The following is a 12,615-nucleotide window of genomic DNA, read 5'->3' as shown; positions in this document are numbered from 1 at the left end:
AACCGGGGGACAACTCGGCGACAAGTCTAACAGAACTTGCCTACACGTAAGAGATATTTGCTACGCACTAAGTTTCAGTCTCGCCCGCAAATTTCTCACGTAATTTATCAAGAGCACGTTTGTACCGCATTTTTGTAGCACTCAAGCCCATATGCATGATGTCAGCGATTTCCTGGAATTCCAGCTCTGCGACAAAGCGAAGCACCAGAATTTCCCGGTCAATCGGGTTCACATGCACCAACCAGCGATCAAGTCCGCCCTTCTCCTCGGGTGCCGGCGCCTTCTCTTCAGACGCCTCCTCAAGGGGGTCCAGACTCAAAGCGTCCATCAAGCGACGCTTTCGCCGTTCCTTACGATACTGCGTGATGCACTCGTTGTACGTGATGCTGTACAGCCAGGTCTTGAACTTCGATTTGCCCTCGAAGTTCTTCAGGCCGTATAGCACCTTGAGCATCACTTCCTGACAGACATCATCCGCGTCTCTATCGTTCCCCAAATACCTTGAACAAACGTTGAACAGAGTGCGTTGATACCTGCGCATCAATTCTTCGTACGCGCGTGTTACGTGAAACAGCTCCGTGTGCGAGCGCGCGACCAACTCCTCATCAGAGAGCTCACGGGGGTCATAGCGCGTGGACAGCGTTTGGGCTTTATTCAAAACAAGTCGTGCCGACAGTCAGGTCAATGTCCGCTGCAACCCGGTCACCCGGGTTTGCGGCGGCGTACATTAGCAGGATTTGCCGGATTAGCGGCTACTGACCTGCTGCTCCAGGAGAATCCGGTTAGACAGCGACACCAGTTCCCCGTCATCGGTCAGCACGGTCGTCTTGACTGTGCCGATCTCCTCGATTTGCCCTTCGACCTCGCCCACACGCACCTGTTGCCCAACTTGATACAGCTCACGCACATAGATTCCCGCAAGAATCTGACCGGCAATTTCCCGGCTTCCCAACCCCATGGCCAGCGCAACTGCCAGACCAACGGTAATCAAAACAATCACAATCACGTGGTTGAGCAGGTCAGTTTTGACCTCCAACTGGCTGATCGCGACAGAAATACTGATGATGATCACCAGCCCCTGGGCGATTCGCCCCAGGCCCGCCGCGTAGTCCAGGCCCACGCCTTCGGCGGCCCCGCGCACCAGCCCGTTGGCCAGTTGCGCGAGTAAAACCCCCACCAGCAGCACCAGCGCGCCGCCGAACACTTTCGGCAAATACAGTGCCAGCATGTCGAGCGTAGCTGAAACTCGCTCAAGTCCAAGGGACTGTGCCGCAGAAACCAGAAAAATAAGTAGAACGAACCAATAGACGATCTTGCCGATCAGGGTCGAAATCGGGACTTGCAACCCAGCGCGGCCGAGCAATTTGGTCAGGCCAGTGCCGGCCATCAGGCGATCGAGGCCCAGTTTGGCGAGCAATTTGGACAGCAGGGTATCGAGCAGCTTGGCGACGACAAACCCCAGCAATACCAAGACCAGGGCACCAAACAGGTTGGGAATGAAATTCGCCACCTTGGTCCACAATGCGGTCATCGCGGTGACCAGGCTCTGGGTCCAGAGATCAAGTTCCATATTCAATCAGCCTTATCAGCAGTGCTAGCAAGAGGTTTACGACGGGAAACCGGTGACACATGGGCCGAACCGTTGTTCAGGGCCATCATCAATGCCGGCAACCAACGCCCGAGCAGACCGAACAGGTCACCCGCCCCTACCTGACGGTTGGCGGTTTTCAGTACGCGGCCCAGGCAAGCATCGTCATCACGGTTGGATGGCGAAGCATTGAGCATGTCACGCAAAGACTGTTCGAACGGATCGTGCATAGAGACCTCTCGCAAGTGATTTAAAAGACGAGGGTAAAATTCATCGGGTCACATCGGCCCTTTCTTACGTTCAGGTCATATTCAGGTCAAACCCAGCGCAATCGTCGAAATAACCACCATTGCCCCAGTGCCACAGACACCATCAACAGGCACGCAATTATGAATCCATAAGGGCTGTCGGAGAACGGGATGCCTCCCACATTTATACCGAGCAGACCGGTGAGAAAACTCATCGGCAAGAAGATCCCGGTGATGATCCCGAAGCGGTACATGGTGCGGTTCATACGCAGGCTCAAGCGCCGGTCTTCGGCCTCAAGCACAAGCCCCACGCGCTCTCTGGCCAATTCCAGCTCTTCCAGGTAACGGGTCAGGCTGTTGTGCAATTCATTCCAATAGTCGGCATCGTCGTCGCAGAACCAGGCCAATTTGATTCGCGTGAGCTGGGCAAAAATATCCCGCTGGGGGGCCAGGAAGCGCTTGAGCCCGGCAGCCCTTCGACGGATCTGCAGAACACTGCCGTGCTCCGGAGTATACCGTTCGTCGGCATCGAGGTTTTCTTCCTCGGAATCGACGATTTCAGACAAGCCAGCAACCAGATCCTGCACTTTATTGGTCAGGTACTGAGCCATATAAAGGATGAGTTCAGACGCCGTCTTGGGGCCTTTGCCGTCTGCCAGCTGCACCAGCAACTCATCGGTGGCGCGCAAGGGGCGTAAACGCAGGGAGATCACTCGGTTGGCGGCGGCGAAGATGCGCACCGACACCATGTCTTCGGGCTCGGCGCCTGGGTTGAGATTGATCCCGCGCAGAAACAACAGCAGTTCGGCGTCCGGCAGCGGCAACAGGCGTGGGCGAGTGTTCTCCTCCAGCAGCAGGTCACAGGCGAACTCGCTCAGGCCGCTGGATTTACGCAGCCAGGTCTGGGTTTGAGGATGGCTGCGATCCCAGTGCAGCCACAGGCTTTCCTGAGGCTGCAATTGCAAATCGTCGAGGTCAGTCCGGGCAATCGAACGCGCGCCGCCTTTACCGTCCAGCACCAGGGCATGCACCAGCCCCCATTGCGCGTTTTCTTCTTCGAACATCCTCACCCCAATCGGTTACGGCAGTTTATTCAGGCATTTTCAGTGGGCTGGGCGACACGATCACCCCGTTGTTGTCGGCGTAAATGTACTCACCGGGGCGGAACGTCACCCCCCCGAATGTCACCGCCACGTTCAGGTCGCCCAGGCCGCGCTTGTCGGTTTTTTTCGGGTGCGAGGCCAGGGCCTGCACGCCCAGGTCGGTCTGGGCGATGACGTCGACATCACGGACGCACCCGTAGATCACCAGCCCTTCCCAACCGTTTTTCGCGGCCTTCTCGGCAATCATGTCACCCAGCAACGCGCAGCGCAGGGAGCCGCCGCCGTCGACCACCAGCACTTTGCCAGCGCCCGGCAGGTCAGCCTGCGCCTTGACCAGGGAGTTATCCTCGAAGCATTTAAGGGTGACAATTTCGCCGCCAAAGGAGTCTCGGCCACCGAAGTTGCTGAACATCGGCTCCACTACCTGCACCAGCTCCGGGTAGGCGTCACACAGGTCGGGGGTCACGTAATGGTTCATCGAGAAACTCCTGTCATCAAAGAAGAGGTCGAACATCCACGGTGTACATCAAGAAAACGCCCCGCGACAGGCATTCTTTAAGTGCCCGCGCCTTGGCGGCGGCCATGATCAAACCCTGATCAGCGCAACGCAATACACGTTACGCGACTGAATATGACCAGAAGCGCCTGGCGCGTCATATCTTAGCCGCAACCCTTCAAGAGTGAAACGCCCCTGGCAGGGCGTTTCGTCAAACCGTTGCAGCCACCTCGGGCTGCGTGCCGAATACGGGTGTCAGCGGGTCGTTCAACCAACGCTCCACCAATGGCCACACTTGGGCCTGGGCGGCTTTGCTGACCAGCATCTGCACATGGCCGAAATCTTCGCTGAAACCTTGCTGACGCCCCAGGCACAGGTACTGGCGATGCTCGCTGCCCACTTGCTCGAAGAGCTTGCGGCAGGCCCAGTCCGGGTCTTGCCGGTCGCCCGCGGCGCTCACCGCCAACAGCGGCACATCGACCTGCGCCAAGCCTTTCCACCAGTCATGCTCGGCATCGCCAAACCGGCCGAACAGGCCGTTCCAACGCATCGCCTCGATCATCACGCCAGCCGGTTCGTCCTCGGGCCCACGTTTGAAGCGCGGGCCGGACAGGTGGCCAAGGCGCTTGAGAATAAAGCGCCCACCCCACTGCACCGGTGGGATTTTCAACGGCCAATGGTTACGACTGACCTGGCAGCCGAACAACGCCACCGATGCCACCGCAGATGCATCCAAGTGCTGCCCGCCCAAGGCCGCAGCCAAGGTGGTGGCGCCGAGAGAATGCCCGATCCAGTGCGGAACCTGCCCGCTTTGCTCAGACACAAACGCCCCCACGGCCGGCAAATCGTAGCGTGCGTAATCGGCGACACGGTTTCTGGCGTAGTCGTGATTGCGCTTGGACAAACCATGGCCGCGCATTTCCGGGATCCACACATCAAATCCGCGACGCGCCAGGTAAGCCCCCAAGCCGATGCCCTTGGGCGAATACCAGAAGCGCCGGTTGGAAAAACTGCCATGCAACAAAATAATTGGCGTGCCCCGGTTTTCCGGGACATCGGCCAGGCCCAAACGGGTCACCGCCAGCTCGACGGTGCCGTCAGGACTGTTACCGGGCTTGAGCCGATAGACGTCTTCACTCAGATCGCCGCGACGTTCAGCGCTGATCAGGGCGACAGGAAATAGATTGCTGCTGCTTTGCATAATGCTCTTGCACAAAAAAGGGCGGCGTCCGCAAGGATTCCCGCCCTGTACAGATAAGAATGCCGGTCACCCGCAACGAGTGACCGGCACTTTTGACCACGCGATCTTAGGCGGACGCTTGGCCTTCAGCCAGGAAGAACCAGGTTTCCAGCACGGAATCGGGGTTCAACGAAACGCTCTCGATCCCCTGCTCCATCAGCCATTTGGCCAGGTCAGGGTGGTCCGAAGGGCCTTGGCCGCAGATACCGATGTACTTGCCAGCCTTGTTACAGGCCTGAATGGCGTTGGCCAACAGCTTCTTGACCGCCGGGTTACGCTCGTCGAACAAGTGGGCGATGATCCCCGAGTCGCGGTCCAGGCCCAGGGTCAACTGGGTCAGGTCGTTGGAGCCGATGGAGAAACCGTCGAAGAACTCCAGGAACTCTTCAGCCAGGATGGCGTTGGACGGCAATTCGCACATCATGATCACGCGCAGGCCGTTCTCGCCACGGGTCAGGCCGTTTTCGGCCAGCAGGTCCACCACTTGGCTCGCCTCGCCCAGGGTGCGCACGAACGGCACCATGATCTCGACGTTGGTCAGGCCCATCTCGTTGCGCACACGCTTGAGCGCACGGCATTCGAGCTCGAAGCAGTCACGGAAGGCTTCGCTGATGTAACGCGAGGCACCGCGGAAGCCCAGCATCGGGTTTTCTTCTTCTGGCTCGTAGAGCTTGCCGCCGATCAGGTTGGCGTATTCATTGGACTTGAAGTCCGACAGGCGCACGATGACCTTTTTCGGGTAGAACGCCGCAGCCAGGGTGCTGATGCCTTCGACCAGTTTCTCGACGTAGAACCCTACCGGGTCGTTGTAGCCGGCGATGCGCTTGTCGACGCTTTCCTTGATGTCCAGTGGCAGGCCGTCATAGTTCAGCAGTGCCTTGGGGTGCACACCGATCATGCGGTTGATGATGAACTCCAGGCGGGCCAGGCCCACACCGGCATTCGGCAATTGCGCGAAATCGAAGGCGCGGTCCGGGTTGCCGACGTTCATCATGATCTTGAACGGCAGGTCGGGCATGGCGTCGATGGAGTTTTGCTTGATATCGAAGCCCAGTTCACCTTCGAAGATAAAGCCGGTATCGCCTTCGGCGCAGGACACGGTCACACCCTGGCCATCCTTGAGCAGTTGAGTGGCGTTGCCGCAACCCACGACTGCCGGAATCCCCAGTTCACGGGCGATGATCGCCGCGTGGCAGGTACGCCCGCCACGGTTGGTGACGATGGCACTGGCGCGCTTCATCACCGGCTCCCAGTCGGGGTCGGTCATATCGGAAACCAGTACGTCACCCGGCTGGACCTTGTCCATCTCGGACACGTCCTTGATGATCCGCACCTTGCCTGCGCCAATACGCTGGCCAATGGCACGGCCTTCCACCAGCACGGTGCCGGTTTCCTTGAGCAGGTAGCGCTCCATGACGTTGGCCGAAGTGCGGCTCTTCACGGTTTCGGGGCGCGCCTGCACGATGTAGAGCTTGCCGTCGTCACCGTCCTTGGCCCACTCGATGTCCATCGGGCACTTGTAGTGCTTTTCGATGATCATCGCTTGTTTGGCCAACTCGCTGACTTCAGCGTCGGTGAGGCAGAAACGCGCGCGCTCGGCCTTGTCGACGTCAACGGTTTTGACCGAACGACCGGCCTTGGCCTCGTCGCCGTAGATCATCTTGATGGCCTTGCTGCCCAGGTTACGGCGCAGGATGGCCGGGCGACCCGCTTCGAGGGTGCCCTTGTGTACGTAGAATTCGTCCGGGTTGACCGCGCCTTGTACGACGGTTTCGCCCAGGCCGTAGGCGCCGGTGATAAACACCACGTCACGGAAACCGGATTCGGTATCGAGGGTGAACATCACGCCGGCCGTGCCGGTTTCCGAACGCACCATGCGCTGCACGCCGGCAGACAGGGCCACCAGCTTGTGGTCGAAACCCTGGTGTACGCGGTAGGAAATCGCACGGTCGTTAAAGAGGGAGGCAAACACTTCCTTGGCCGCGCGAATCACGTTTTCGACGCCGCGAATGTTGAGGAAGGTTTCCTGCTGGCCGGCAAAGGAGGCGTCCGGCAAGTCTTCGGCGGTGGCCGAGGAGCGCACGGCAACGGCCATGTCCGGGTTACCCGCAGACAAGGTGGCGAAGGCGGTACGAATTTCTTCGTTGAGCTTCTCGGGGAACTCGGCTTCCATGATCCACTGGCGGATCTGGGCGCCGGTCTTGGCCAGGGCGTTGACGTCATCGACGTCCAGGGCGTCCAGCGCGGCGTGGATCTGGGCGTTGAGGCCGCTCAGCTCGAGGAAGTCGCGGTAAGCCTGGGCCGTGGTGGCGAAACCACCGGGCACCGAGACACCAGCGCCTGCAAGATTACTGATCATCTCGCCGAGGGATGCGTTCTTGCCCCCCACATGCTCTACATCATGGACGCCGAGCTTATCGAGGGAAACTACGTACTCTACCAAGGTGATCTCTCCACTTTCTGTGTTGGAAAAGCTCAGGACGCGGGTTGCTCAGTAGGAGCTAACGCCAGCGCTTGTGGCCTGGACCTGGAAAATAAGTGAGAATGCGGCCCACTGCGGGACGGCAAAATCGCGCCTATCATATCCAAGATTCGCCATCAGCTTAAGGCCCAGGGCTCAAATGAAACGATCTGCTTTCTTTATTTCCGACGGCACCGGCATTACAGCCGAAACATTGGGTCAGAGCCTGCTCGCGCAGTTCGAAAACATTACCTTCGCCAAATTCACCCGGCCTTATATAGACAGCGTGGATAAAGCGCGGGCCATGGTACAACAAATCAATCTGGCGGCTGAAAAAGACGGTTTTCGCCCGATCATTTTCGACACCATCGTCAATCAAGACATTCGTGAGATTCTCGCAACGTCGAATGGTTTCATGATCGATATTTTCTCTACCTTCCTGGCGCCACTGGAACAGGAGTTGAGTGAACATTCGTCCTATTCCGTCGGAAAGTCCCACTCCATTGGGCATAACTCCAACTATATGGAGCGTATCGAGGCGGTGAACTTCGCCCTCGACAACGACGACGGCGCCCGCACCCACTACTACGACAAGGCCGACCTGATCCTGGTGGGCGTGTCGCGTTGCGGCAAGACCCCGACCTGCCTGTACATGGCCATGCAGTTCGGTATTCGTGCGGCCAACTATCCGCTGACCGAAGACGACATGGAGCACCTGACCCTGCCCGCCGCCTTGCGCGCGCATTCCCACAAGCTGTTCGGCCTGACCATCGACCCGGACCGGCTGACCGCCATCCGCAACGAACGCAAGCCCAACAGCCGCTATTCCAGCTATGCCCAGTGTGAATTTGAAGTGCGTGAAGTAGAAAATCTGTTCCGCCGCGAGAATATTGCGCACATCAATTCCACGCATTTTTCGGTGGAAGAGATCTCGGCGAAGATTTTGGTGGAGAAAGGGGTTGAGCGGCGCTTTAAGTGATCTTGTGATCGTTCCCACGCTCTGCGTGGGAACGCCGCCTGGGACGCTCCGCGTCCCGCAATAGCGACGCGGAGCGCCGCAAGATGCATTCCCACGCAGAGCGTGGGAACGAGCGCGGTCTCACAGATGAAACCGCCCGCCCCCCTGCCCCAACGCCGTCGCCAGCGCATCAAACCCTTCGCGCAATAACTGATCATCGCCCGACGTGTTGCAGATACTCGCCCGAATAAACTGCGGCACCGCCGTCTGCCCCACGGCAAACGCCTCGGCGGTGGCGATCAGGTAATTGTTCTGCTTGAGCTCTGCCTCGATTTCCGACGCACGCCAGGGCTCGGGGACTTCGATCCAAAAATGCGGACTGTTAAGGTGGGTGCGATAGGCCAGGCCGGTCAATAAATCTTCGACCAGCGTCTTGCGCCGACTGATCTCATTGATCTGCTGACGCAACAAATATTCCGCCGTGCCGTTTTCGATCCACTGGGTCGCCAGTTCCAAGGTCACAGGTGTGGCCATCCAGCAGGTCGAACGGATCGCCGCCGAGATGCGGCTGACCAGCGCGGGCGGCGCATGCACGTAGCCCACCCGCAAACCGGCTGACACCGCCTTGCTCAGGCTGCTGATCAAAATCGTACGTTCAGGCGCGAAATAGCTGAGGGGCGGCGGACGGTCCTCCACCAGCACACCGTGGGCTTCGTCCTCCAGAATCAGCAAGTTATGTTCGCGACACACCCTGGCCAAGGCTTCGCGGCGCGCAACCGACAACACGGCGGTCGTCGGATTCTGGATAGTCGGCGTGCAATACAACGCCGAAATCCGGTGATTACGACAAACCTCATCCAGCGCCGTGGGCAGCACACCTTCCTCGTCCATCTCCAGGCCGATCAACCGTACCCCCAGCATGCGCGCGGCGGTAATCAGCCCGGGGTAAGTCAACTGCTCGGTAACCACCGTATCGCCAGCACGCAGCAACGCCATCATGGCGCACAACAAGCCGTGCTGGCCGCCGTTGACGCAGATGACCTGCTCGGGAATCGGATGAAACTCGCGCTGCACCAGCCATTGCGCGCCTGCTTCACGGTAGCGCGGCAGGCCGGCGTCCGGGGTGTAGGCGCTGATGTCCTGGAGGAACTTGGCGTTGGTCGACAGGGTTTGGAAGCTCTGGGCGAGAAACACCGTCTCTTGCCCAGGAATGTGCATGTTGCGGCTCATGTCGAAGTACTGGCGCGGCTCCTCGCTGAAATTGCGAAAACCTTCATCACGCTGGCGCTCCATCCCACGCTTGCGCACGAAAGTGCCGTCACCGACTCGTGCAACCACCAGGCCCAGGCGCTCCAGCTCACCGTAGGCCCGGCTGATGGTGCCGATGGTCACGCCTAAATTGTCGGAAAGCACCCGATGGGGCGGCAGTTTTCGTCCCGGTTCAATCAAGCCTTCGAGGATGCCCCGTTCCATCACATCGGACAGGCGCTTGTACTTCACGCCCTGCCCGTTGGACAAGCCCTCACGCATAATTGACACCATGTCAATATTTGTTTTGACAGCCATCTTTCGCCCTAATAGTGTGCTTTTACGGGTTCAATCGCCGATAAACATAACTCATTACAAGTTCAATATAGAGTTCAATTCCGGCTCAGGGAAGCAATAAACGATGCCAATGTCCGCCGTTCTCGAAAACACTGCAAAAACAAAAACGCAAAAACAGTGGCTCGCCGGGCTGGTGACCAGCGTGATGTTCCTGATTGTGTGCCTGAGTTGGGGCACCACTTGGCTGGGCATTAAGATCGCCGTGGAGAGCGTGCCGCCGCTGACATCCGCCGGCCTGCGCTTTCTCATCGCGTTTCCGCTGTTCCTGTGTTTTGCCATGGTGCGCCGTGAGCCGATCCTGTTTCCCCGGGAAAGCCGCTGGTTCTTCGTATTCGTGACCCTGTCTTACTTCAGCGTTCCCTACTATTTGCTCAACTATGGCGAAATGCATGTGTCGTCGGGCCTCACCGCCCTGCTGTTCAGCTGCATGCCGGTGTTCATCCTGATCTTCTCCGCGCTGTTCCTGCGCGAGCGCATCTATTTTTCCCAGGTGGTCGGCATCGGCATCGGTTTCGGCAGCCTCTACATGATTATCAAGAGCCAGGGCCTGCACCTGGACCACGCCGAGTTCCTGGGGGTGCTGGCCATTCTGAGCGCCGCAATCATGCACGCCTTGTGCTATGTCATTACCAAGCAAAAAGGCAGCGCCATCAGCGTCATCACCTACAACACCCTGCCCATCGGCATTGCCGGGCTGATGCTGTTCCTGGCCGGTCTGTGGTTTGAAACGCCGACGTTCGACGCCATCACCCTGCGCTCCTGGAGCGCGCTGTTCTACCTCGGGCTGGTGGCCTCGGTGGGCGGGTTCATTGTGTATTTCATGCTGCTCAAGCGCCTGAGCCCGATCATCCTGTCGTTCGTCTTCATTATCTTCCCGGTGTTCGCGGTCATCATCGGTGCCTGGTACGAAGGCGTGGAAATCTCCCGCGACCTGATGCTGTACTCGGCCATCCTGCTGGCCGGCTTTGCGATTACCAAATTGCCGATCGAAAAACTCATGGCCAAGAAAAAGTGACCCTCAACCAACGCGAGAGAAACATGGACGTCCTCCGCCCCACCGCCCTGGAACAGATCTACGCCCACGCCAGCCGCAGCTACCCCGAGGAGTGCTGTGGTTTTGTCTTCGCCGACGGCAGCGTGTACCTGGGCAGCAATATCCAGAATGAGCTGCACCGCAAGAACCCCCAGATGTACCCACGCAGCGCGGCCAACGGCTACACCTTTTCGGTGGCCGATACCCTGCTGATGAACAAGGCGTTTCGCAGCGACAACCCGGTGGTGGTGATCTACCACTCACACCCGGATGTGGGCGCCTATTTCAGTGACGAAGACCAGGACAAGGCGCTGTTCCTGGGCGAGCCGATCTTCCCCGTCAGTTACCTGGTGGTGGATGTTCGTCAGGGCCAGGCCCTGGGCTCCAAGCTGTTTGCCTGGGATGGCAAGCATTTCTCCCTTCAACCTTTCAACGACCTGCACACGGAGTTGTCCATGAACGCTGTCTCTTTCCCCGACATTCTGGTTCGCGTGGCCAAGCTGCCGGAATCGACCCTTGAGGGCGCCGGATCGACATTGCGCGAAGTCATTGAAAATCTCTGCACCCATCACCCCCAATTGCGTCAGCACCTGTTCCATGAAAAGAACGACCAGCTCAAGGAACACTTCCTGTTTACCGCCGAGGAGGAGTTGATCGACGCCGATGAACCGCTGCCAGCAAAAGCCCGGATCGAAGTATTGCTCGCCACCTCCGGCGGCATGGACATCGACACACTGAGCAACGAAGAAGTGCAGCGCTACGTGCGCCACATCACCCTGCCGGGCGTCGGCCGCGAGGGCCAATTGAACCTGAAGAAAGCCAAGGTGCTGGTCATCGGTACCGGCGGCCTGGGCTCTCCCATCAGCCTGTACCTGGCGGCGGCCGGCATCGGCACCCTGGGCCTGGTGGACTTTGACGTGGTGGAAAGCAGCAACCTGCAACGCCAGATTGTGCATGGCAACAGCACCCTGGGCATGCCCAAGGTCGAGTCCGCCAAGCAGCGTCTGCTGGACCTCAACCCCTATATCCAGATCAACGCGCACAACACCGCGCTTGACACTGACAACGCCCTGGAACTGGTGGGCGCCTATGACCTGGTGATCGACGGCACCGACAATTTCGACACCCGCTACCTGGTCAACGACGCCTGTGTGCAATTGGGCAAACCTTTGGTGTACGGCGCCATCTACCGTTTCGACGGGCAGATCAGCGTGCTCAACTATAAAGGTGGGCCGTGCTATCGCTGCCTGTTCCCCAAGGCCCCGCCCGCTGAGCTGGCGCCCAATTGCAGCGCGGGCGGTGTGATCGGCGTGTTGCCGGGCGTGGTCGGCATGATCCAGGCCACCGAGGCGATCAAATTGCTGATTGGCATTGGCGAACCCTTGTCCGGCCGCTTGATGCGCTTCGACGCACTGGCGATGAAGTTCAGCGAGATCCGCTTCAAGCGCCGCGCCGACTGCCCCTGCTGTTCGGACCTGCGCCACAGCGAAACCGTCGCGCCGGCCACCTGCGCCGATGCCGTACCGAGCCAGCCCTCCCTGGCCGCAGAACGCTACATCAAGCCCCAGGTGCTAAAGCAAGTGCTCGAACACCCCAGCAGCGCCGATGTATTGCTGGACGTGCGTGACGCCAGCGAACTGGAAGTGTGCAAATTACCGGGCGTGGTGCATATCCCGCTGGCAGAACTGGATGGGCAGCTCGCCAGCCTGAGCCGCGACAACACCCACTACCTGATCTGCTACGCAGGCACTCGCGCCGAGCAAGCCGCCAGCACCCTGTTGGCAGCCGGCTTTGCCAACACCAAAGTCTTGCAGGGCGGCATGAAACATTGGGTTCGCGACGTCGAACCTGACATGCCGTTGTACTAAGGGTGGGGGCGTACT

11 protein-coding genes are annotated in these 12,615 nt (G+C 59.1%); 3 read left to right on the top strand and 8 right to left on the bottom strand.

Features of this window, described 5'->3' with window-relative positions; genetic code table 11:
- Positions 1 to 67 precede the first annotated feature (67 nt).
- The 7 genes from sigX to ppsA form a co-directional block, all read right to left on the bottom strand.
- Complete coding sequence (sigX, locus tag CRN80_RS17285) at positions 68 to 658, bottom strand: RNA polymerase sigma factor SigX (protein WP_003193286.1); 591 nt, start codon at positions 656 to 658, stop codon at positions 68 to 70.
- A gap of 87 nt (positions 659 to 745) precedes the next feature.
- Positions 746 to 1,570: a mechanosensitive ion channel domain-containing protein gene (locus CRN80_RS17280; protein WP_003193288.1), complete on the bottom strand. Its 825-nt coding sequence runs from the start codon at positions 1,568 to 1,570 to the stop codon at positions 746 to 748.
- Positions 1,571 to 1,572: 2 nt separating this feature from the next.
- Complete coding sequence (locus CRN80_RS17275) at positions 1,573 to 1,818, bottom strand: hypothetical protein (protein WP_014719486.1); 246 nt, start codon at positions 1,816 to 1,818, stop codon at positions 1,573 to 1,575.
- A gap of 86 nt (positions 1,819 to 1,904) precedes the next feature.
- Positions 1,905 to 2,900 carry a zinc transporter ZntB gene (locus tag CRN80_RS17270; RefSeq protein ID WP_098950663.1) on the bottom strand — a complete coding sequence of 332 codons (996 nt, stop codon included), beginning with the start codon at positions 2,898 to 2,900 and terminating at the stop codon, positions 1,905 to 1,907.
- Between the two features lie 25 nt (positions 2,901 to 2,925).
- Positions 2,926 to 3,417, bottom strand: coding sequence for a ribonuclease E activity regulator RraA (gene rraA, locus CRN80_RS17265; protein ID WP_032895798.1), 492 nt, complete (start codon positions 3,415 to 3,417; stop codon positions 2,926 to 2,928).
- Between the two features lie 229 nt (positions 3,418 to 3,646).
- Positions 3,647 to 4,636, bottom strand: coding sequence for an alpha/beta fold hydrolase (locus CRN80_RS17260; protein ID WP_032895797.1), 990 nt, complete (start codon positions 4,634 to 4,636; stop codon positions 3,647 to 3,649).
- Positions 4,637 to 4,742: 106 nt separating this feature from the next.
- The gene (gene ppsA, locus CRN80_RS17255; protein WP_032895796.1) at positions 4,743 to 7,118 is read right to left on the bottom strand and encodes a phosphoenolpyruvate synthase; all 2,376 of its coding nucleotides are present in this window, start codon (positions 7,116 to 7,118) and stop codon (positions 4,743 to 4,745) included.
- A gap of 178 nt (positions 7,119 to 7,296) precedes the next feature.
- On the opposite strand from ppsA, the gene CRN80_RS17250 reads away from it, so the two are divergent.
- A complete protein-coding gene (locus tag CRN80_RS17250; protein WP_003193298.1) occupies positions 7,297 to 8,115 on the top strand; it encodes a pyruvate, water dikinase regulatory protein in 819 nt (272 codons plus the stop codon).
- Positions 8,116 to 8,235: 120 nt separating this feature from the next.
- Here the strand turns inward: CRN80_RS17250 and CRN80_RS17245 are convergent, their stop codons facing one another.
- The gene (locus tag CRN80_RS17245) at positions 8,236 to 9,660 is read right to left on the bottom strand and encodes a PLP-dependent aminotransferase family protein (RefSeq protein ID WP_003193301.1); all 1,425 of its coding nucleotides are present in this window, start codon (positions 9,658 to 9,660) and stop codon (positions 8,236 to 8,238) included.
- A gap of 109 nt (positions 9,661 to 9,769) precedes the next feature.
- Between CRN80_RS17245 and CRN80_RS17240 the strand changes: the two genes are divergently transcribed.
- Positions 9,770 to 10,714: a DMT family transporter gene (locus CRN80_RS17240; protein ID WP_032897827.1), complete on the top strand. Its 945-nt coding sequence runs from the start codon at positions 9,770 to 9,772 to the stop codon at positions 10,712 to 10,714.
- A 23-nt stretch (positions 10,715 to 10,737) separates the two neighbouring features.
- The gene (gene moeB, locus CRN80_RS17235) at positions 10,738 to 12,600 is read left to right on the top strand and encodes a molybdopterin-synthase adenylyltransferase MoeB (RefSeq protein ID WP_032895795.1); all 1,863 of its coding nucleotides are present in this window, start codon (positions 10,738 to 10,740) and stop codon (positions 12,598 to 12,600) included.
- The last annotated feature ends 15 nt before the right edge of the window (positions 12,601 to 12,615 follow it).

The organism is Pseudomonas sp. FDAARGOS_380 (assembly GCF_002591235.1).
GTDB lineage: Bacteria > Pseudomonadota > Gammaproteobacteria > Pseudomonadales > Pseudomonadaceae > Aquipseudomonas > Aquipseudomonas salmasensis.
The sequence above is the reverse complement of the archived record's forward strand: the minus strand, read 5'-3'. Positions and strand labels throughout refer to the sequence as shown.